21 protein-coding genes are annotated in these 22,350 nt (G+C 38.5%); 2 read left to right on the top strand and 19 right to left on the bottom strand.

The genetic code is table 11. From position 1 onward, the window contains the following. The coding region (locus ABC382_RS24605) for a carboxyl transferase domain-containing protein (protein WP_412927248.1) at nt 1-294 on the bottom strand (294 nt) is incomplete at its 3' end. Nucleotides 295-299: 5 nt separating this feature from the next. Beyond that, nucleotides 300-713, bottom strand: a complete 414-nt coding sequence (gene mce, locus ABC382_RS24600) for a methylmalonyl-CoA epimerase (protein ID WP_107949440.1) — start codon at nt 711-713, stop codon at nt 300-302. Nucleotides 714-838: 125 nt separating this feature from the next. Here mce and prli42 point away from each other — a divergent pair, with 125 nt between their 5' ends. Beyond that, a complete protein-coding gene (gene prli42, locus ABC382_RS24595; RefSeq protein ID WP_155273190.1) occupies nt 839-934 on the top strand; it encodes a stressosome-associated protein Prli42 in 96 nt (31 codons plus the stop codon). 21 nt (nt 935-955) lie between these two features. Here prli42 and ABC382_RS24590 read toward each other — a convergent pair whose 3' ends face one another. The 10 genes from ABC382_RS24590 to ABC382_RS24545 all read right to left on the bottom strand — a co-directional run bounded on the left by ABC382_RS24590 (nt 956) and on the right by ABC382_RS24545 (nt 14,093). After that, nucleotides 956-1,966 (bottom strand): aromatic acid exporter family protein, encoded by a 1,011-nt coding sequence (locus tag ABC382_RS24590; protein WP_274793603.1) that lies wholly within the window; start codon nt 1,964-1,966, stop codon nt 956-958. 151 nt (nt 1,967-2,117) lie between these two features. Then, complete coding sequence (locus tag ABC382_RS24585) at nt 2,118-2,558, bottom strand: BrxA/BrxB family bacilliredoxin (protein ID WP_274793604.1); 441 nt, start codon at nt 2,556-2,558, stop codon at nt 2,118-2,120. 161 nt (nt 2,559-2,719) lie between these two features. After that, nucleotides 2,720-3,817: a methylmalonyl Co-A mutase-associated GTPase MeaB gene (gene meaB, locus ABC382_RS24580; RefSeq protein WP_274793605.1), complete on the bottom strand. Its 1,098-nt coding sequence runs from the start codon at nt 3,815-3,817 to the stop codon at nt 2,720-2,722. After that, nucleotides 3,817-5,970 (bottom strand): methylmalonyl-CoA mutase, encoded by a 2,154-nt coding sequence (scpA, locus tag ABC382_RS24575; RefSeq protein ID WP_274793606.1) that lies wholly within the window; start codon nt 5,968-5,970, stop codon nt 3,817-3,819. Before scpA ends, meaB begins: the two co-directional genes overlap by 1 nt. Beyond that, nucleotides 5,967-7,670 (bottom strand): methylmalonyl-CoA mutase family protein, encoded by a 1,704-nt coding sequence (locus ABC382_RS24570; RefSeq protein ID WP_412926517.1) that lies wholly within the window; start codon nt 7,668-7,670, stop codon nt 5,967-5,969. The genes scpA and ABC382_RS24570 overlap by 4 nt, the downstream gene beginning before the upstream one ends. Before the next feature lie 120 nt (nt 7,671-7,790). Next, entirely contained in the window at nt 7,791-9,134 is a 1,344-nt protein-coding gene (locus tag ABC382_RS24565; RefSeq protein WP_274793608.1) for a dihydrolipoamide acetyltransferase family protein, read from the bottom strand. A 167-nt stretch (nt 9,135-9,301) separates the two neighbouring features. Next, entirely contained in the window at nt 9,302-10,285 is a 984-nt protein-coding gene (locus ABC382_RS24560; RefSeq protein ID WP_274793609.1) for an alpha-ketoacid dehydrogenase subunit beta, read from the bottom strand. Next, nucleotides 10,285-11,301: a thiamine pyrophosphate-dependent dehydrogenase E1 component subunit alpha gene (locus ABC382_RS24555; protein ID WP_274793610.1), complete on the bottom strand. Its 1,017-nt coding sequence runs from the start codon at nt 11,299-11,301 to the stop codon at nt 10,285-10,287. Before ABC382_RS24555 ends, ABC382_RS24560 begins: the two co-directional genes overlap by 1 nt. A gap of 86 nt (nt 11,302-11,387) precedes the next feature. Next, nucleotides 11,388-12,815, bottom strand: coding sequence for a dihydrolipoyl dehydrogenase (gene lpdA, locus ABC382_RS24550; protein WP_412927247.1), 1,428 nt, complete (start codon nt 12,813-12,815; stop codon nt 11,388-11,390). A gap of 183 nt (nt 12,816-12,998) precedes the next feature. Continuing rightward, the gene (locus ABC382_RS24545; protein ID WP_274793612.1) at nt 12,999-14,093 is read right to left on the bottom strand and encodes a Leu/Phe/Val dehydrogenase; all 1,095 of its coding nucleotides are present in this window, start codon (nt 14,091-14,093) and stop codon (nt 12,999-13,001) included. A 385-nt stretch (nt 14,094-14,478) separates the two neighbouring features. Here ABC382_RS24545 and ABC382_RS24540 point away from each other — a divergent pair, with 385 nt between their 5' ends. Continuing rightward, entirely contained in the window at nt 14,479-14,715 is a 237-nt protein-coding gene (locus ABC382_RS24540; RefSeq protein ID WP_004231186.1) for a DUF2627 domain-containing protein, read from the top strand. 47 nt (nt 14,716-14,762) lie between these two features. Here the strand turns inward: ABC382_RS24540 and ABC382_RS24535 are convergent, their stop codons facing one another. The 7 genes from ABC382_RS24535 to recN all read right to left on the bottom strand — a co-directional run bounded on the left by ABC382_RS24535 (nt 14,763) and on the right by recN (nt 22,337). Beyond that, nucleotides 14,763-15,488 (bottom strand): glycerophosphodiester phosphodiesterase, encoded by a 726-nt coding sequence (locus ABC382_RS24535; protein ID WP_322605596.1) that lies wholly within the window; start codon nt 15,486-15,488, stop codon nt 14,763-14,765. Beyond that, nucleotides 15,481-17,052, bottom strand: coding sequence for a flagellar assembly protein A (locus ABC382_RS24530; RefSeq protein WP_412927246.1), 1,572 nt, complete (start codon nt 17,050-17,052; stop codon nt 15,481-15,483). The genes ABC382_RS24535 and ABC382_RS24530 overlap by 8 nt, the downstream gene beginning before the upstream one ends. Before the next feature lie 308 nt (nt 17,053-17,360). Next, nucleotides 17,361-17,552, bottom strand: a complete 192-nt coding sequence (locus ABC382_RS24525; RefSeq protein WP_274793615.1) for a hypothetical protein — start codon at nt 17,550-17,552, stop codon at nt 17,361-17,363. Between the two features lie 241 nt (nt 17,553-17,793). Then, nucleotides 17,794-18,117, bottom strand: coding sequence for a hypothetical protein (locus ABC382_RS24520; RefSeq protein ID WP_412927245.1), 324 nt, complete (start codon nt 18,115-18,117; stop codon nt 17,794-17,796). 292 nt (nt 18,118-18,409) lie between these two features. Beyond that, entirely contained in the window at nt 18,410-19,201 is a 792-nt protein-coding gene (spo0A, locus tag ABC382_RS24515; protein WP_274793617.1) for a sporulation transcription factor Spo0A, read from the bottom strand. 375 nt (nt 19,202-19,576) lie between these two features. Continuing rightward, nucleotides 19,577-20,524 (bottom strand): SpoIVB peptidase S55 domain-containing protein, encoded by a 948-nt coding sequence (locus tag ABC382_RS24510; RefSeq protein ID WP_274793618.1) that lies wholly within the window; start codon nt 20,522-20,524, stop codon nt 19,577-19,579. A gap of 121 nt (nt 20,525-20,645) precedes the next feature. Next, a complete protein-coding gene (gene recN / locus ABC382_RS24505; protein WP_322611517.1) occupies nt 20,646-22,337 on the bottom strand; it encodes a DNA repair protein RecN in 1,692 nt (563 codons plus the stop codon). Nucleotides 22,338-22,350 lie beyond the last annotated feature (13 nt).

Genomic DNA, 22,350 nt, shown 5'->3' with positions numbered 1-22,350 from the left:
AAACACTGTGAAATCTTGAGAGAATAAGTATACAGGACGGCCATTGATTTTTCCGAAACCGGTTACAACACCATCACCAGGACCTTCCATTTTGTCCATCCCGAAATCTACTGTACGATGCGTAATAAATGGATTGATTTCAAAAAATGTGCCATCATCTAGCAATAATTCAATACGTTCACGAGCTGTTAATTTTCCTTTTTCGTGCTGTTTGTCGATGCGCTCATAGCCACCACCAAGTTCAATTACCGTCTTACGATCATATAAATCATTGATTTTGTCGAACATATCCATATTGATCACTTATCCCCTTTTCCACTTTTATCACATAATTCATATAACACACCGAATGAAGATTTCGGATGCATGAACGCAACCTCTGCACCACCAGCACCTGGCCCTGGCTCGTCGGATAATAGACGTACACCTTTCTCCCGAAGCTCTGCCATACGCTCACGAATTCCTGTCACTCCGAAGGCCACATGATGAATGCCTTCTCCACGTTTCTCAATAAATCCATGAATGGCGCTCTTTTCACTCATTGGTTCTAATAGCTCTATTTTTACGTTGCCTGCGTCGATAAATGCCACACGAACCTGTTGAGATTCTACTTCTTCTACTTTCAACAACTTTAAACCTAAAGTTTCTGTATAATATGTAATGCGTTCATCAAGATCGCGCACCGCAATCCCAATATGGTCTACTTTCTCCATGGTGACATCTCCTTCTGTTATGGTACATACTCTATTTTACAGACTTTTTTGTCAAAACTCTACTACTTGAGAAATTTTTCAGATTTGCTAAACTATTTATAAGAAAAGAAGGAGCGAACGAGCATATGAGTAATAAAAAGTTTCAAAAAATTGTTGTTTATAGCATGATAGCGATTATGCTAATCTCATCTCTAGCATTCGGATTATCTATGCTAGTTTAAGGCAAGTCACAAGCGTCCACACTACTGTGGGCGCTCTTTTTTGACCTTTAAACCCTTAAATGATTGCTTTATTTCTAAATACCTGTCCATTTCCTCTATAAACTGATAGAGGGCTGCCTGGGCGATAAATTGCTCATGATTTTGTGGTAAAGGTAACTGTGAAAAATCATGTTTAACCTGCTCTAACTTTTCTCGATAATGTCGCGCTGTATTTCCAGAGTGAACATGCTCACCAAGGTCTTGTAAAAAATCTGCCACAATTTCAGCCTCTTGTACTATAACAGGTAATGTTGTAATTTTTGGAAGTACTCTTTCAATAATTTCTAACTGCCGCTCACGCATATCAAAATACTTGTAGTAATCATTTTTTCGTCTCATAAAATGATTTTCAACATCTTTAAATGCTAAAGACTTGGCATCATCTAATGTTTTTATCGCTTCTATGATTTCATGCCCATCCCACAGCATATCTCCTTGTCGTAAATAGCTTGCAATTTCTATAAAAATCTTACTATAAAGCTCCTCAATTTTAACTCTATAGTAATTTAATTCCTTTTGAATGTCTGGCATATACATATTAATGGCAATTCCCGTTCCATAACCGATAGCCATTAATGCTAATTCATTATAAACAAGTGCCAGCGAAAAACCTTCAGCAGCGTATATATGCATAATAATGACGACACTGGAAATAAATCCGTCTGCAACTTTTAACGACACGATGGTTGGTATAAACAGTATTAACATACCCGCTAATGTAAGTGGATGATAAGCAAAAAGCTCAAAGCTCACAAAAGCAAAAATCATCGCAATAATACTTGAGACCAATCGTGTATATGCTGCATAAATGGATTTCTTTTTCGTAGGCTGCACACATAATATGGTTAGAATACCAGCAGATGCATACGAGGCTAAATCAAAATATTGAGCAATGGCAATTGCAATTGCTGCACCGATTGCTGTTTTTAACGTTCGATAGCCGATTGAAAACTTCTTCAGGCCGACTGCCTCCCATCCTTTAGTACTCTTCACTCATATAGCTAATCATTTAGCCAATATTACAAAAATTTTAATAATAACGGAACTCACTATATATGGAGATAAGTAGGTAGCCTACATAGATAAAGTTATCTATGTGGCTATTCTACTTACATTTAATGATTTTTCTTATACAAGAATAGAATTACAGTTCGTCACAGTATTCTTCAAAGTTAGCTTGTAAATTTGTTACAACTGACATTGGGTCATGCCCTTCGATTTCATAGCGACCAACTTCGGCTACTACTTGTCCATCCTTTAAAAGCACGAATGATGGTGAAGAAGGTAAGTGATCTTCCCCGAAATGATAACGTGCTGCTGCAGTAGCTTCTTTATCTTGCCCTGCAAATACTGTTACTAAATGATCTGGGCGTTTATCGTAATGTACGCATTGTGCAGCTGCTGGACGAGCAATACCACCCGCACAACCACATACTGAGTTAACCATAACTAATGTAGTACCTGGGCGAGCAAACGCCTCTTCAACAGCTTCTGGTGTTTTAAGTTGTTCGTAACCAGCTGCCTCAATTTCAGCACGTGCTGTTTTTAAAATTTCCTGCATAAATAAATCGTAATCCATATTCATATAGCGATAGCTCCTTTCAAGTCGGCGTCATTTTAGCTTTATTTTATATAGTTGGTATTTGACGCTCATACATCTCTTATCATAGCAGTTTGCAAAGAATTTGTGCACCTTCTTGCTCAACACAAATCACTTGATTTTACTAAGATTTCAATATGACTAGTTTACTTGTCTTCCTGCTCTTCGCTAAATAAACGATCAACACCCTGTGTGACTGTCAATTGTCCGCTTAAAATTTGGCGTTCAAGCAGCTGTACATGGGCTTTTCGCTGTGGATTCCCATAAAATAAATCAATTAGATGATCAGTAATCATAGTTTGGAACCACTCTTTTGTTTGATTTTGACGTCGAGTAGCCCAATATTGATTGTCTTCCACAATTTGTTTGAATTGTTCAATTGTCGCCCAAACCTTATCAAGTCCCCGTTTTTCTAGTGAACTCACTGGCATCGATGTTGACATCCAACCAGGTGTGGCAGGCTGTAAAAAATGTAAAATTTGCTTATACTCTGCAACTGTTTTTTTGGCTAAACGAACATTATCACCATCCGCTTTATGCACGATAATAGCATCCGCTAATTCCATGATTCCTTTTTTCATGCCTTGCAGCTCATCGCCAGCCCCTGTTAAAACGAGTAATAGGAAGAAATCAACCATCCCACGGACATAGGTTTCACTTTGCCCAACACCAACGGTCTCAATTAAGATCACATCATAGCCAGCCGCTTCACAAACTAACATTGTTTCACGTGTCTTTTTATGAACACCCCCTAGGGTACCTGCTGATGGGGATGGACGGACAAATGCAGTAGGCTTCTTGACGAGCTCCTCCATGCGCGTTTTATCCCCAAGAATACTTCCTCCGGATAATGAAGAGCTTGGATCAATCGCAAGGACAGCAACTCGTTTCCCCATTTCACAAAGCATTGTTCCGAAAGCTTCAATGAAGGAACTCTTCCCTGCTCCTGGAACACCTGTAATGCCTATTCGAATACTATTCCCTGTATGCGGGAGCAGCTCCTGTAATAGCTCTTGTGCTTGCACTTTATGGGTTGCATTAGAGCTTTCTATGAGGGTAATGGCTTTTGACAAATGGGTGCGAGAGCCCGCACGTACCTGTTGTGCAAGCTCTCGTATATTCAAATTGTCGGCCTTTTTCTTTCGGAATTTTTTCGGTGTACCATATTGCATACCGTCGTGAGTTGCCTCGACTCCGTCCATGACAAATAGCGCACTGTCTTCCATTTCTTTATTTTTGTCCATTATTCAGACACTTCCTCATAGCCTAAACGTTTGTAGATTTCTTCTATAATTTTTTGTGCGGATACAGGAATTACTGTACCTGGTCCAAAAATAGCTACTGCGCCGGCATTATAAAGGAATTCATAATCTTGCGCTGGAATAACACCGCCAACGATAATGATAATATCTCCGCGTCCTAATTTTTCAAGCTCTGCAACCAATTCAGGGACCAATGTTTTATGACCTGCTGCTAGAGATGATACCCCAATGACATGAACATCATTTTCAACAGCCATTTGAGCTGCCTCAGCTGGTGTCATAAATAATGGTGAAATATCCACATCAAAGCCTAAATCAGCATAGCCTGTTGCAACAACTTTAGCACCACGGTCATGTCCATCTTGTCCCATTTTGGCTACTAAAATACGTGGACGACGACCTTCATTTTCAAGGAATTCTTCTGTCATTTGTTTTACTTCTGCAATTTGCTCCTCATCAGAGAAGTTTGCAGAGTAAACACCAGAAATAGAGCGAATTACGGCCTTATGACGTCCAGAAACCGCTTCGATGGCATCAGAAATTTCACCTAAAGAGGCACGTGCACGCGCTGCATCCACTGCTACAGCAAGTAAGTTTTCTTCCCCATCTTGAGCAGCTTTCGTTAAACGAGCTAAATGTTTTTGCACTTCCGCTTCATCTCGAGCTGCCTTCATTGCTTCTAAACGTTCAATTTGCTTTTGGCGTACAATTGTATTATCGATATCGAGAATATCAATTGGCTCTTCTTTTGCTAAACGATATTTATTTACCCCGACAATGGTTTCCGTTTTAGAGTCGATTTTCGCCTGACGTTTAGCCGCGGCTTCCTCGACTTTCATTTTTGGAAGTCCAGTTTCTATTGCTTTGGCCATTCCGCCAAGGGCTTCAATTTCTTCGATTAGTGCCCAAGCGGATTTTGTGATTTCGTCTGTTAATTTCTCGACGTAGTATGAACCACCCCACGGATCAATCACTTTCGTCATCGCTGTTTCTTCTTGTAAAAATAGCTGAGTATTACGAGCGATACGGGCAGAGAAATCGGTTGGAAGGGCAATTGCTTCATCTAGTGCGTTCGTATGAAGAGATTGTGTATGCCCCATCGCAGAAGCATTCGCTTCGATTAGCGTACGTGCAACATTATTAAATGGATCTTGCTCGGTTAAAGACCAACCAGATGTTTGTGAATGTGTTCGCAATGCTAATGTTTTTGGATTTTTTGGATTAAACGTTGACATCATCTGTGCCCAAATACGACGTGCTGCGCGCATTTTAGCAACTTCCATGTAATAGTTCATGCCAATTGCCCAGAAGAACGATAGTCGAGGCGCAAATGCATCAATATCAATCCCTGCTTTTAACCCTGTACGTACATATTCCAAGCCATCTGCTAATGTATACGCAAGCTCAATGTCATTTGTTGCGCCTGCTTCTTGAATATGGTAACCAGAAATCGAAATAGAGTTAAATTTAGGCATATACTTTGCTGTATATTCAAAAATATCTGCAATAATTTTCATCGACATAGCTGGTGGGTAAATATATGTATTACGCACCATGTATTCTTTTAAAATATCGTTTTGAATCGTACCTGCTAATTTCTCTGGAGTTACCCCTTGCTCTTCCGCTGCTACAATATAGAATGCAAGAACTGGTAATACTGCTCCATTCATTGTCATAGAAACGGACATTTGGTCTAACGGTATTTGATCGAAAAGGATTTTCATATCCTCAACAGAATCGATAGCTACACCAGCTTTCCCTACATCCCCCGTTACACGTGGATGATCTGAGTCATAGCCTCGGTGTGTTGCTAAGTCGAATGCTACAGAAAGCCCTTTTTGCCCCATTGCCAAGTTTCGTTTGTAAAAGGCATTAGATTCTTCAGCAGTTGAAAAACCTGCATATTGTCGAACTGTCCACGGACGAGCTACATACATGGTAGGGTATGGACCACGTGTATTAGGTGCAATACCAGCTACGTCGTTTAAATGTTTAGCTTCCTTAATATCTTCTTTTGTATAGATATCTTTAATTTCAATTCCTTCATTCGTCATAAATTTGTCTTCAGACGCTTGAGGTGCTTCAGTTGTTAAAACTTTTTCTATTTCTACTGCATTAAAATTTGGCTTGCTCATCGTTGGACCTCCTTCATGCTCGCGAACACAGACTGTAATTTTTCAATGATGTTCTGTCCTGCGAAAATAAAGCCGTTTAAGCCATTTGCTAACCATACTTCTTCTTCGTCTTTAAATTTACCAGCAACATCTACTATCACATCTGCTGGTTTATTAGCTAAAATGGCTGGTACAAGCTCTTTTGTATCTTCATCATTACCTGCAATCACCACATATTTAGCCTCTGTTGCCTTTAGCCATGCTACTGCCTCTTCAACAGTTGTTACTGGCTCGCTTTTTTCGGGAACTAGGCCAACCGTATTTAAGAAACCAGCTACAAAATCGGCACGTGGCTTAGCGCTTTTTAATGTACCTATTGCTAGAATGCCTGTTTGGACATGGGCTGCTGTCATTTTTCCACGCAGATTTTCAAATGGAATGGCGATACGCTTAATGTCAGCAAATAATGGATTTGTTTCCTGTTCAAGGGCATCGGCTGGATTAGCATAAATGTTTGTTCCAATTAATGATTGCTTGCGTGTTTCTGCAGCATTTATACGAGTTCGATAGGATTTTTCTATTTCCTCTGCCAGCTTACCAGATGCTGTGTATTCATCAATTCCACCGGCTGCCTCAATTTCTAAAAATAATGCCCATGCTTCTTTCACAAAGTCCGCTGTTAACGACTCAATGAAATAAGAACCGCCTGCAGGATCAGTTACTTTCAGGACATTTGTTTCTTCTTTTAAAATTAATGATACATTACGGGCAATACGAATAGATTGCTCTGTAGGATTCGTTAATACATCATGTGGATGAACAGTAAAGAGGTCGGCACCACCGATTAATCCCGAAAGCGCTTCATTTGAAGAACGCAATAAATTGACATAAACATCTAATTTAGAAAAGCTTCTTAACGATGTCTCGGCAACTGTTGGGATTTTTACATTGTTTGACACACCATAAGCAGATGAGAACGCTTTCCAAAGTACTTTAAAAGCACGAAGTTTTGCAATCTCCGTAAAGAATTGTGTATCAATAGCAAACGAGACAAAAAACTTCTTCGAAAAGGCTTCAAAGCTATCTTCCTGCTCGGCAAATTTTGCTGCTAATGCAAGTGCATAGGCTAATTCTTGTACTGCATTGGCACCTTCATTATGATAAACAGTTGTATCTGCACTGACTGAGCGCACGCTCGGAAAAGCACCTAAAGAAATAGGATCTTTCGAAACAATGAATCCTTTAACTGCCTCTCGTTGATCCTCTACTATATGATCGAATACTGCTAATAATGGGTCTTTTGAATTTTGAATAGTAATTTTAAATGAATATTCAGAGAAATATGATGCTAATTTGACCAATACTTCTTCTGTCCAAACAAAATTCACACGGCTATCAATCGTAATAATTTCATTGCCTCGTGCTAAACTATCTTCAAGTTGAGCAAAAAAAGCTTCACTTGTATCAGCATGAATTTGCTGTGCCACCTGAAAAACTTGATTATTTTGTTGTGAACGGATTGTGGCAACTTGTAAATCAAGCTCTTCGCCAAGCTTTGCTACTAAGCTTTCTTGTGTGTAAAGTGGCTGTAGTGTAACACCTTCATTTGTTTTCGTAAATAGTGACTCAAATGGTTTCCCTTTTAAAGCTTTGATTGCTGCATCTTGCCAGTCTGAATAGGCTGGTATTTCAAATTCAATATTTTTCATGTTGTTTGACATGCGGACGCTAATCAGCTTCCCCCCTTAGTAGTTTCTATTTGTTATTCTACATGACAAATAGCGACTCGAAAAGCATAAAAAAAATCGGAAACCTTTATACAGCAGGTTTCCGACGAGTCATCAGTAGACTGACGTTGAAGATTTATTCGTATTTTCGAGTATTTCTTTTACTCTATTTAGGAATTTGCCACATACAAGTCCATCAAGTACTCGATGATCTAATGATAAACATAAATTCACAATATCACGAGCAGCAAACATTCCACCTGGTAAAACAACTGGTTTCTTTACAATACTTTCCACTTGTAAAATTGCTGCTTGTGGGTAATTGATAATACCCATTGATTGAACTGAGCCAAATGCTCCCGTATTATTAACTGTAAATGTACCACCTGTGATGTCATCCATTGCCAATTTTCCTGTACGAACTTTTATTGCAAGCTCATGGATTTCTTTAGCAATTCCTTTAATGGATTTCTCATCAGCGTGTTTTATAACAGGGACAAATAAGGCATCATCTGTCGCTACCGCAATCGAGATATTGATGTCATGCTTTTGGATAATTTTATCTTCTGCCCACATCGAATTCAACATTGGGAACTCCTTCAAGGCTTGAGCAACTGCTTTTACAAAGAAGGCGAAATATGTAAGATTAAAGCCTTCTTTTTGCTTAAATTCATTCTTTAAGCTATCACGGTAAGCTACTAAATCTGTTACATCCACTTCCATCATCATCCAAGCATGTGGCGCTTCATGAACGCTTCTTACCATATTATTTGCAATGGCACGGCGCACTTTCGTCACTGGAATTTCAATATCTCCTGGGTGAACAGGTTGTGCTGGTGCTGCTGGTTTTTCTGCTTGTTGCTGCTGAGCTGGTGCTACAGTAGCATCTGATGTTGTTTGAACAGCTGATGGTGCTGGCACGACATCATTTGCTGTTGGAATATTGCCAGTTTCAATGAGCTTAAGCAGATCTTTTCTTGTAATACGACCACCCTCGCCTGTTCCTGTTACTTGATCGAGTGCAATATCATGCTCCTGGGCAAGACGAAGAACAGCTGGTGAGTAGCGCACTTTATCTTTGCGTACTTCTTTTGGCGTAGCTGAAGGCGTAGGAGCTGGTTGAGGTGCCTCCTGCTTCTTTTGAACCCCTGCATTTAAAATAGCTGAGCTTACTGAAGATTTTTTTTCTTGAGGCGGTGGTGGTAATTCACCTTCCCCTGCTATTTCAATAGAGCATACGACGGCTCCAACTGGTAATGTTTGACCTTCTTGCGCGATAAGCTCCGTAATAACCCCTTCAAATGAGGATGGGATTTCTGCATTTACCTTATCTGTTACGACCTCTGCTAGTGGATCATATTTTTTAACTGTATCTCCAGGCTTTACAAGCCATTTTTCAATTGTACCTTCTGTTACACTTTCACCGAGTTGAGGCATTGTAATATTTTGAACTGACATCCTTTATTCCTCCCATCAATTAAGCCTAGGCGTCATTGTATCTGATGTCGCGCTAAATCATAAAACATAGATAGGCAACAAGACAGATTTTGACTATTTTATGATCAAGTCAAAATCTGTACTTCCGTCTAAGGCTTTCATTTTTTTAAACAGCCTTGTGTGATTTACTAAAATGCCGCAAGTTCTCGCATTGCACGTTCAACTTTTTCAGGATTAATCATAAAATATTTCTCCATTGTTGGTGCATATGGCATAGCTGGCACATCAGGTCCTGCTAGACGTTGAATTGGTGCATCAAGCTCAAATAAACAATGTTCTGCAATAATTGCTGCAACTTCACTCATGATACTGCCTTCTTTATTATCCTCTGTAACAAGTAAAACTTTTCCTGTTTTACTTGCTGCTTCAATAATCGCCTCTTTATCAAGTGGATAAACAGTACGTAGATCAAGAATATGAGCAGAAATACCATCAGCAGCAAGACGTTCCGCTGCTTGTAGAGCAAAATGTACAGCTAAACCATAGGTAATAACTGTTACATCATCCCCTTCACGTTTCACATCTGCCTTACCAATAGGTAATGTGTAATCGTCTAATGGTACTTCACCTTTAATTAAACGGTACGCACGTTTATGTTCGAAAAATAATACCGGATCCTCATCACGAATAGCTGCTTTCAGCAGGCCCTTTGCATCATAGGGTGTTGATGGAATGACAATTTTCAAACCAGGTGTACCAGCAAAAAGTGCTTCTACAGATTGTGAATGATAAAGCGCCCCATGAATGCCACCGCCAAATGGTGCACGGATGACCATTGGACATGACCAGTCATTATTAGAACGGTAACGAATTTTAGCTGCCTCCGAGACGATTTGGTTAACAGCTGGCATAATGAAATCGGCAAATTGCATTTCAGCGATTGGACGCATGCCATACATCGCAGCCCCGATACCTACCCCAGCTATAGCACTTTCTGCAAGAGGTGTATCAAGGACGCGGTATTCACCAAACTGATCATACAGACCCGTAGTTGCTTTAAATACACCGCCCTTACGACCAACATCCTCCCCTAAAATGAAAACACGTTCATCACGTTCCATCTCTTCCTTCATTGCCAATGTAATCGCATCAATATAAGACATTACTGCCATTACACGTCACCTCCGTCCACTGGTGCATAAACATATTTAAGTGCATGCTCTGGTTGTGCATATGGAGCCGCTTCTGCATAATCAGTTGCTTCATTAACTTCAGCCATAACACGCTCTTCAATTTCAGTTCGTATTGCTTCTGTCATAACGCCAGCATCCATTAAATACTTTTCGAATAATAGAATCGGATCTTTAGCCTTACCTTCAGCAATATCTTCAGCCGTACGATATTGACGGTCATCATCATCTGATGAATGGGCTGTTAAACGATATGTTACCGTTTCAATTAAGCTTGGCCCTTCCCCATTACGTGCGCGGTCTGCGGCTTCTTTCACCACTTTATACACTTGTAACGGATTTTTCCCATCAACTGTCACTCCAGGCATTCCGTAGCCAATTCCACGATCAGATACTTTGGCACAGCCTAATTGACGTTCTACGGGTACAGAAATAGCATATTGATTGTTTTCTACCATAATAATAACTGGTAGCTTATGAACACCTGCAAAGTTTGCTCCTTCATGGAAGTCCCCTTGATTGGATGAGCCTTCACCAAGCGTAACGAAAGAAACAAAATCTTCTTTTTGTAGACGTCCAGCCAGTGCAACACCAACTGCATGTGGAACTTGCGTTGTAACAGGAGATGACCCTGTTAAAATACGATTTTTCTTTTGACCAAAGTGACCTGGCATTTGACGACCACCAGAGTTTGGATCTTCTGCTTTTGCAAAAGCAGACAACATCAATTCTTTTGGTGTCATTCCAAAATGTAATACAACACCCATATCACGATAATAAGGTGCGATATAATCCTTGTTTTTATCAAGTGCAAAGGCTGCTCCTACTTGTGCGGCCTCCTGCCCTTGACAGGAAATAACAAACGGAATTTTACCAGAACGGTTTAATAACCACATACGCTCATCTAATCTTCTGGCCATTAACATTGTTTCGAACATAGCAAGTACATCTTCATTTGACAAACCTAATTCTTCATGTTTGATTTGAACATCTTGCATACGAACACCCCTTTCGTATTATAGAGAAATAACTATCTTATCCTATATCCCCACTTTTGGATAGTTTAGCTAAGAAATTCAGAAAATTAAAAATGGATAGCACGATCATCTACTGCCAAAGCAGATTCCACTAAAACCTCATTTAAGGATGGATGTGGATGAATAGCCTGACTAATTTCCCAAGGTGTGGCATCCAATAATTTCGCTAACGATGCTTCCCCAATTAAATCTGTTACATGCGGTCCTACCATATGAATACCTAAAATATCATCTGTTTCTTTATCAGCGATTATTTTGACAAAGCCCTCAGTCTCTCCATTTACAAGAGCCTTACCAATGGCCTTAAACGGAAACTTACCGATTTTTAAAGAATGGCCACGCTCTTTTGCAGCACCTTCTGTTAAACCAATGCTTGCAACCTCTGGATAAGAATAAACGCATTTCGGTACATTGAGAGCATCCAATGTCTTTGTTTTACCTGTCGCTATGTGCTCAATGGCTGATAGACCTTCATGAGAGGCAACATGTGCTAATTGTAAGCCACCAATGACATCTCCAATGGCATACATATGGGATTCCTTTGTTTGATAAGAATCATTCACTTTAATAAAGCCGTTTTCAACTTCGATTTCCGTATTTTCTAACCCGATACCTTGCGTATTCGCTTCACGTCCTACACAAAGTAATAATTTATCCGCCTCAAATATTTCTTCCTGATCATTCACTTTCGCCGAAATGAAAACGTTATCATTTTCAATTTTGAAGGTAGTAGTATCTAATCGAGCATTCGTAACAATCCGAACACCTCGTTTTTCAAGTTGCTTCGTCACTTCTTTTACAACGTCTGCATCTTCTGCAGGTAAAATAGATGGACCATATTCTACAACCGTTACATATACACCAAAATCACAAAGCATAGATGCCCACTCAATGCCAATTACTCCGCCACCGACGATTAATAATGATTTTGGCAAGCTTGCTAACTCTAAGGCATGATCTGAATTTAGTACGTATTGCCCATCAACTGTTAAACTGGCCATCCCTCGAGGCTTCGAGCCAGTTGCGATCACAACATTTGTAGGAACAAGCATTTCATTCTCATCACCATTGGACATTTCAACAGAAATTGTGCCTGGCATTGGTGAGAAAATAGATGGTCCTAAAATTCGCCCTGTACCGTGATAAACATCTATTTTGCCTTTTTTCATCAGTGTATTCACACCTTGGCTTAATTGCTCTACGATTGCTTGTTTTCTAGCTTGAACTTTGTCAAATTGAAGTGTCACGCCTGCAATATCGACACCATATTCACTAGCCGTTTTATTGGCCATTCGATATACTTCTGCACTTCGAAGTAAGGCTTTACTCGGAATACAGCCTTTATGCAAGCAGGTACCACCTAAACGCTCACGTTCAACAATTGCTGTTTTCAAACCTAGCTGCGCAGCTCGGATGGCTGCAACATATCCGCCTGTACCGCCACCTAGAATGACAACATCATAATTTTGAGCCATGTTTATTCCCCCTTTTGAGAAAAGTGCTAAAGTCTTTATTTACTTAACAATCACTTTGCCAATTTTTTAACGTCCGTTTTTGCTACAGAAAAACTTTAGCTTCACTTTATTCATGGTCTTTTTTCTTGTTGAAAATTAGAAGAAGTCGACAATGCGACTTCTATAATGTTTTTACTGTGTCTATTAGCGACCGTGTAAAATATTTTTTTCATTTTTTAAGAATTGGCTACGAGATTTTGCTACGCGAGCAATGCGTTCCTCTGCTAAGCGATTCGCTGCCACATATGTTGGAATGCCATCTCGTTTTGAAATCGCAAAGATTTTTTCAATACTATCATAAATTCCATCCACGCGTTTCATTGCACGTTCACGATTATAACCATATAATTCATCTGCAACGTTAATAACGCCACCAGCATTGATAACATAGTCTGGCGCATAAACAATACCTAATTCATGTAGATAGTCACCATGACGTGAATCTTTTAATTGGTTATTAGCAGAACCAGCAATTACTTTCGCTTTTAATTGTGGAATTGTTTCATCATTTAAAATGGCACCTAAAGCACAAGGTGAGAAAATATCAACTTCCTGTGCATATATTTCGTCTGGTGCTACAGCCATCGCATCAAAGTCATTGACAACTCGGTCAATTGCAGCTTGATTGATATCTGTTACAACAAGTTTTGCCCCTTCATTATGTAAATACTCGCAAAGCTTGTAGGCTACATTTCCTAGACCTTGTACAGAAATTTTTAATCCTTCTAATGAATCGGAACCGAATGCTTCTTTTGCAGCCGCTTTCATACCACGGTAAACCCCATAAGCTGTTACAGGTGATGGATTACCTGAAGAACCGAATGCAGGAGAAATTCCTGTTACATAATTTGTTTCCTCATGGATTAAATCCATATCTGAAACAGTTGTACCTACATCTTCAGCAGTAATATAACGTCCATTTAATCCTTGGATGAAACGACCTAACGCACGGAACATTTCTTCGTTTTTATCTTTAAATGGGTCTCCAATAATAACCGTTTTTCCACCGCCAAGGTTTAAACCAGCTGCAGCATTTTTGTAAGTCATTCCTCGTGCTAAACGCAACGCATCTTCAATAGCATTTTCTTCCGATGCATATGTCCACATTCGTGCTCCACCTAGTGCTGGTCCTAGTGTTGTATCATGGATAGCGATAACCGCTTTTAACCCTGATGCTTCATCTTGGCAAAATACCAATTGTTCATAATCATACTTTTCCATATACTTGAAGATTTCCATGAAACTCGCCCCTTTGCTTTGGAAAGTGCATCCCCAAATGCCCATCCCATCATGTTTTGTCTAACAATCTATTCCTCTTAGCGTTCTCTCTTAACTAGCTCTGAACCCCTCTTATTCAGTAGGTGTTTAGACCCCAATGCTTGAAGAAAAAATTGTTTAGTAATGGATAATATTGCTCCACTTATTTTTACAATACTGACAAATTCACAATTTCGCAACTATTATTACATATTCTTATTTAAGTAAGAATTTTCTAAACATTCAGTTACAAATGCTACTTTCTGTCCCTCCTCGTTTTTATGCGAAAATATTATATTCGTTTCTACCTTCCTTGACATTCCACCATCCACAGGTACAATTAATCATAGGAATAAGGAGGGGTAGTATGGCCCGTTTAGCTGCATTTATTGTAATGCTTATTCCAGGTCTTATGGCTGCAGGTGGCATTAAATTTATGCGTGATACATTATTTGGTAAGCTTATTTCGCCATTCCCATTTTTATGGCTACAATTTGTAGTTGGTGTTATATTCTTCGTGATAGGCTTTGGTTTTTTCGCAGGATTTTTACTACATCGCGACAGAAAAAATGGAAAAGTAGCACCACGCTTCCAAAAGAAATAAAAATAGCTATCCAAATAAGTCACACTCGACTTACTGGATAGCTATTTTTATACACGTTCTTGTACTGCGATGACTTTATCAGGATAATCCGTAATCCATCCAATGACAGCAGGATGTGGATTCGTTAAAAATAGTTCACTGCCATCAATCGCATAAAAACGACAGGCTTTTTCATTTATAACACAAGCCTCCAAGTATCTTGGTTTATAGTACCTTTTATGCATATGCACAGTATCAGCTGCTTTATAATCAGCTAGAAGGTCCCATTTGATTTTTTTTGTGGCTATAAGGGCCGTTTCAAATTCCGGTCTATGTTTTTTAACAATCTCTAAAAGCTCATAGTGAAAGGATGAAAAATGACTCCCCTCTGGCAGAACTAACCCCTGTAGGAAATTAATCAGCCCTCTCTTATTGTCTAAGATGGTTGATTTTAATTCAATATTCAATGGCATCTGATGCATATTTGCCCACACTAAAACTGCCTCAAATGCTGGCATTTTATACGATGAAAATAGACGTCTCCAAGGCTTGCCAAGTTTAAAATGTAGAAGCTCCTCCATCGTACAATCGCTCACCAGTTTATTGCTGCCCACAAGTCTCGATAGCTGTGGATCGTGATACACTACGGGTAATCCCTCTTTAGAAAATTGAATGTCTAATTCAATGCCATCAGCCCCTAGCTCCATCGCCTTTTCAAAAGCTTGAAGAGTATTCTCTAGTGCATAAGCAGAAGCACCTCGATGTGCAAATACAGGAATACAAGAATTAGACATTGAGCTCACCAAATTCTAGCAGGAATTTACCATTCGTCATTTTGCTTAATAACGATGACTTTCTGCCAATTTGAATATAAGTACCTGGATGTGCTTCTTTTGTCACCACAATCTCTTCTTTCCCTACATGGCGCATTTCATCCATTAATAGCTTAATTTCACGATCTAACTCCACTGCTTCAGCTTTTAATTTGGTTAAGGCTTGTTTTGTCTCTTCAAATGAAGCAGTTTGTTCTTTAGACATCTGATTGAGAAATGGCAATAGACTTTTCATTTTGTTCTCATGTGCTAAAATTTCTGCTTGCAACTGTTTTAACTGGGCTGCTTTTTCTTGCATGACTGAATTATTTTCTTGCTTATTGATGCTTTCAATGATTAAATCCGTTCGGCGTTCTAGACGGTTTCCAGAAATGGCTGTGACGATCGTATTTTTTGCTACTGCTCGCCCACCAATGATTTTACCTTTTCGTTCATCAACATAAATAGAATGGGCAGAAAGTTGTGATCCTAGCGCATAAAAACCAATATGAATACTATCACCTGCAAATAAATTCGCTTCATTCACATGCTTAACAAATATATTGCCACCCGCTTCCACTACTGTTGAACCAAGTCCAAAAATCCCTCCCCGAATATAAACATCCCCCTCTATGGATTTAATCAATTTGGCACCGCTTACACCTTCGGCACCATCGATTGAAATATCACCAGTTGCAATAACCGTATAACCATTTGTTACTGTTCCTTTAATACTGAGAGAACCATTAAATTCTAGGTTGCCTGTTTCCACGCCAACATCACCGTTTATAGGAAGGTGTCTGTTTACACCAATCATTCCTTTGACATCATCTAAAACACCCGCAATTTTAGAGCGAATGACGATTTTCCCGTCCTCTTCCACTTCATAGGCCGATTTTGTGTCGTATTTAATAGGAAAATCTCTCCCAGGTACAGCAGCGACTACTTCACCAAGCACGTTTTTTCCTGGTTTACCTAATGTAGCAGGAATCTTTTCACCAAGCCACGAGCCTTCTGAAATTTCTGAAATAAAATTCATATCATAGTAATCGGCTTTACCGTCTTCTCGAATGACCGGTTTTCTCTCCGGTTTAGGCAAATATGTAATTTGTGCATCCATCCCTGCTATAGGTTGTTCGCCTTGAGCAATTAAAAATGCTTTTCCTGATTCAGCCTTTGAAATATCAAAGTCTACTATTCCGTAAACAATTCCTTTTTCTTCAAGTGTTTCTCGTATTTGCTGTGTCAATTTTTCTTTATTATTTTGAATATACTCTTGTGTTTCATATATAAAAATAGAGGCTGACATTTTATCACGTGCGATCTCCGCTTCAACATTCGGAAGCCAGCGTCCAATTTCAACTGGGCTTGTGTTTAGGGTTGATAACACGTTTTTTAAAATTGAAAAATTAGATAATTTAAGTCGTGGATGACTACGTAGGATGCTATCAAATTCTTTTAATGGGAATCCGGCACTAAAAGTAAGCATAAATACCTTGCCATTTTCTTCAGAAATTTCAAAGTTGTCATTCCGAACTAGAATCAAGCTACCTCCTCCTTCCCTCTATATGTAAGTATATACAATCCCCTTACATTTGTTTAGAGACCATTGTCACTACCGAGAAAGAAAATAGTACTACTCAATTATTAAAAAATCCGCCAAAAATTTCATTCCAACAAATAAAATTAAACAATTTTAACTATTTAAATGTTTATTTATCTGCTTTTTTATTAAATTTTCCTTTCAATTCAAAGTAATTCCATTTAATTATTTTGGAGGAATAGTATGCTATGGAAAGATAGCAAGTGGGTTCATCTCTATAAATAGTAGTTTTATATAGGTATTTTGAACCTTTAGTTATTCAACAAGCTACCTATACCTCCTTCAATATGGAAAGTGCAGCCTAGTTGAGCTAATTGCTCATGCGTCATATAGTGCATACTAATTTTACCATCTAATGCTAAACGTACCTCAAATAGTTCCTCCCCAATTTGCGTTATTTCTATCGAATTCATTCCATCTAGTTGGAAATTTACACTTTTCATTTTCATCACCTGTTTTAGTATAACGAATACAATCGCAATGAGTAACTAATATGCCGACTTTTCTTTGATTGTTCCAGTTCTCGTTATTCAGTTAAGATATTTCTACAGCATTTTCTGTAAAACTATCGATTAATTTCCCTAAGTAAATGAACAATGCTACCGAGTTTTGTAATGATGAATTGAACACCAGCGTATAAGTTTAGCTTATAAAAAATGGATAAGGGCTTACAGTCTCACACCATTATTTACCCCATGGCTGTTCACCATATCTTTTTAGCATCACGACTTCACCATCATTATTTAACCGATTGTAAACATATTTAACTTTGTATTCGTTGTATTTTTCTAATTCGATTTTATCGTAATACTTTTTCGGTAATATTAACTCACGCTCATCAATTAACAGGTAGAATTCTCCGTTCTTTTCAACAATATTTTGTTCATCAATTTTCACTGTTTTTTCAACTAGTGCATCATTAAATGTATAAAAACCTGCTGCAAATACTCCAACTAAAATAAATACTGAAAAAATAACGAATAACTTACTCCTACTCAAGTATCTCATCCCCTTAAATTTGATATTTAATACTACTATTAATCAATTTATGTCATATTATCAAAATTAACCATATTAATCCTCTAAAAAGAGGTTTTTGCGAAAGAATGCTTTTTTGATTCACAACTTCATTGCACGAACCTTTCTAAAAAGGACAAATTCGTTAATAATGGACATAAAAAATACGCCCCTCAAACAGTCGACGTAAACTGTCTAAAAAGGCGTTATCATTTTCGTAATAAATTAGGTTTACCGGACATTCTCCGCTAAGCTACACGCTAAAAACACCAATATAGCACGCTTAGCTAGCCATCATATCAATACGGATTTTGTCTGCGATCATGGCAATGAACTCGCTATTGGTTGGCTTGGATTTTAGGTGGTGCACTGTATAGCCAAACATCGACGAAATCGATTCATAATTGCCACGATTCCATGCGACCTCGATGGCATGACGAATTGCACGTTCCACACGGGATGGCGTTGTATTGAATTTTTTCGCAATTTCTGGGTATAAAATTTTCGTGACAGATCCTAATAATTCTATATCTTCAAATACCATTTGAATGGCTTCACGTAAATAAGAATAACCTTTAATATGTGCAGGTACACCGATTTCTTTTATGATTGCAGTAATCGTACTGTCTAATTGATGCTGATTTAATTTTTGAGGTACTGTCGGTTGTAACACGCTTGTCTTTTTTGGTAGTGTCGCCTTTTGTCCAGCACAATGTAGAATCTTTTGTACCAATTGATCGAATTCAAATGGCTTCAGCATGAAATAGGAAGCCCCTAAATCTACCGCCTGTTTCATGACATCTTCCTGACCAAAAGCTGTTAGCATAATAACTTGGATAGATGACATTTTTTCGTTTTGATACATGGCTTCTAATACAGCTAAACCGTCAAGATGAGGCATTATTATATCTAGAAGTAAAATATCTGGTGTAAATTCCTCAAGCATTTGTAGACAAACTTTTCCATTTGAAGCTGTTGCAATAATTTCTATTTCGGCATGTCCTTGAAAATACTGCTCCATTGTTTTTAATAACTCACGATTATCATCAGCAATCGCTACTTTTACTTTTGTCATTTCAATTCCTCCTTCTGGACTTGCTTTGAACACCTCAAAGCGTTAACCTAACCCCTAAATGCCGTTTTTGGCACACTGTGGAATTTTCGACATTTTTGTTTTAAAAACCTTTTTCATTTTCAAAAATGAGTATGTAGTCCGATACTTTCTTTTTTTATCGACAAGTTACGATAAATAATTGCAACTAGTCGAATGCTCTTATTACTTATTTTAGATAAAATTAGTTGATAAAACTACAGTTTTTTTAAATATCATGACTCCTTCAGGGAATTATTAGAAATACATGTTGAATTCCTAGAAAAAAGGGTAAAATTCGCTTCTTTCCCTGGGCTTTTGTTGCCCCTGAAAATGAAGCGAATTCTTACCAGACATAATTCATGAAGATCTTCTTAACATTTCTGCTACAGTTAGTGCCGCCCCTTTTTTCGGCTCTTCAACAAACATATGCGTCACAGCACCGACAAAACGACCGTCTTGAATGATAGGACTGCCACTCATTCCCTGCAAAATACCACCTGTTTTTTCAATGAGCTTTTCGTCAGATACTATAAATTCAAGGCGTTCATTTTCAACCTTTGTAATTTCAATCGAAAAAGATTCCACCTTACTGCCTTCAATAGCCGTATAAATTTCGGCTTTCCCAGTTTTTATATCTTTTTCATGCATAATTTCAATGGCTTTGGGTAATCTTTGTTGATAACCGTCTTCCCAACGGCCAAAAATACCATAAATAGTATTTTTATCTATACTGCCGAGTCGTTCTTGATGCTTCTCAATGGAGGATATTTTATAGCCTGGTTGGCCCGGTGTACTTTTACGAATTTGTTGAATGGAAGCTAAAAAAATGGAGCCAGCTTTAAAAACAGGGGCTTCTTGTAGGGTTGAATCGACAATTTGATGACCTAGTGCTCCGTAATTTTTTGTCTCTGGATCAATATAAGTCAGTGTTCCTACTCCATCTGTTTCATCTTTTAAAAAGGAAATGACATGCTCTGCTTCTTGATTTTGTAATTCCAATGTAACTTGTTGGCCTTCACTATTGATCGTCCATTTTTGTTGGCCTTTTTTTGCCACAGCTTGTTTGGCATCAGCAAGAGATTTAACAGGGATATCATTTATTTTTTCAATGACAGCTCCTCCCTTCATCCACTGATTCGAAGCTAATAATACATCATGTGCGACAAATACATGTGATAATTGGAGCTGAATCCCAATTGCTTCACCCATTGGTATAAGCTTTTTGGCGGCTAAAGCTTGTACAGGCATCACTAACAAAAAGATGAGCATAGGCAAAATGACTAATTGACGCCAATGACGATTCATACGACACCTCCTTTTCATTTTTGTCTTTTTACTATGTGTTGTTGTGCCATTCTTATAAGCGGTAAATATTTGTGCAAAAAGAAAAAACCCAGAAACAGCGTGACTGTTTCTGGAATAAAGATTAACGCATTTGTTTTTTTCGTTCATCTGCCATTTTTAAAAGCTCTGTTGCATGCTGTAATGTTAAAGCTGTAATTTCTGTACCAGACATCATACGGCTAACTTCCTCAATTCGAGCATCTTGATCAATTTCCGATAACGAAGTGAACGTTCGATCATGCTCCACCTCTTTTTTGATAAAGTAATGATGATCAGCCATAGCCGCAACCTGTGGTAAATGAGAAATACATAATACTTGAGAATTAACGGAAATCGCTGCGATTTTTTCTGCAATGGCTTGCGCTACACGACCACTTACACCTGTATCGACCTCATCAAAAATAATGGAGGTGATACCATTTGAGGAAGAGAAAATCGTTTTCAATGCAAGCATCATTCGCGATAATTCACCGCCAGATGCAATTTTGGGTAACGATTTTGGTGGTTCTCCAACGTTTGTGGAGATGTAGAAAATGATTTGATCTTTTCCATTGGCATCGAAATATGGTAATTCATCGAAATTAACAATAAATTTTGCTTTTTCCATATGTAGTTCACGTAATTCTGCCATTATGGCTTCACTCAATTGATGGGCAGCAGTTTTACGTACCGCCGAAAGTTTTTCAGCAAGTTCATTAAGTACCGATTCCATCTCTAGCACTCGGCGTTCTTTGACCTGCAAAATTTCATCTCGATTCAACAATTCATTTAATTCTGTTTTAATTTTCTCATAATACGCTAAGATTTCTTCCACTGTCGAACCATATTTGCGTTTTAAATTTTGGAATAGTGCTAAACGCTGCTCAACCTCGTTTAAACGTGCTGGATCGAACTCTAAGTCATCTAACACATTTTTGACCTGATAGGCTGCATCTTGTAAGGCATAAAATGCAGATGTCACAGCTTCAGATGCTTCTTTGAATTGATCGTCAACCGTCGCGGCGTCTTCTAAAGCACCCATAGCATTACCAATCCAATCAAGTCCCTTCGAATCGCCTTGAATGGCATCATAGGCTGCACTAGAACGTTCAAAAATTTTATTAAAATTCATCAAACGACGGCGTTCATCTAAAAGGTCGTCTTCCTCACCCAACTTTAGATTGGCTTCCTCTAGCTCTTTTATTTGAAATTGGTACAAATCAATACGTTGTGCCATCAATTGTTCATCAATCGATATGGAAGCTAAATCTTTTTTTAGTAAACGATATTCTTCATATTGTTCACTATATGTTTTTTGTATAGGGGACAGTTCTTCCTCCGCAAACTGGTCGAGTAAATTAATATGCTGCTTTTCATCCATCAGCTCTTGATTTTCATGTTGACCATGAATATCAATAAGGCTAGCGCCAATGTCTCTAAGTACCGATAATGGCACAAGCTTTCCATTTACTCGGCAAATGCTTTTACCAGAATCATTTAAATCCCGTCGTAAAATAATGCTATCTTCTTCAATTTCTATGCCTGCTTCTTCTAATTTTTTCAGAACAGGATGAGCTAAACTTGAAATTTGAAATAAGCCACCTAATTCTGCTTTTCTTGCACCGTGGCGAATAAATTCAGTATTGCCTCGTCCACCCGCAAGTAAATGCACAGCATCAATGATGATGGATTTCCCAGCACCTGTTTCCCCTGTAAGTACTGTTAAACCTTCTGAAAAGCTTACTGTCAGATCCTCAATGATGGCAAAGTTTCGAATACTAAGCTCTCTTAACACAAATTGTCACCTC

Origin of the sequence: Lysinibacillus phoenicis (genome assembly GCF_047238325.1) — a bacterium.
Lineage (GTDB): Bacteria > Bacillota > Bacilli > Bacillales_A > Planococcaceae > Lysinibacillus > Lysinibacillus irui.
The sequence above is the reverse complement of the archived record's forward strand: the minus strand, read 5'-3'. Positions and strand labels throughout refer to the sequence as shown.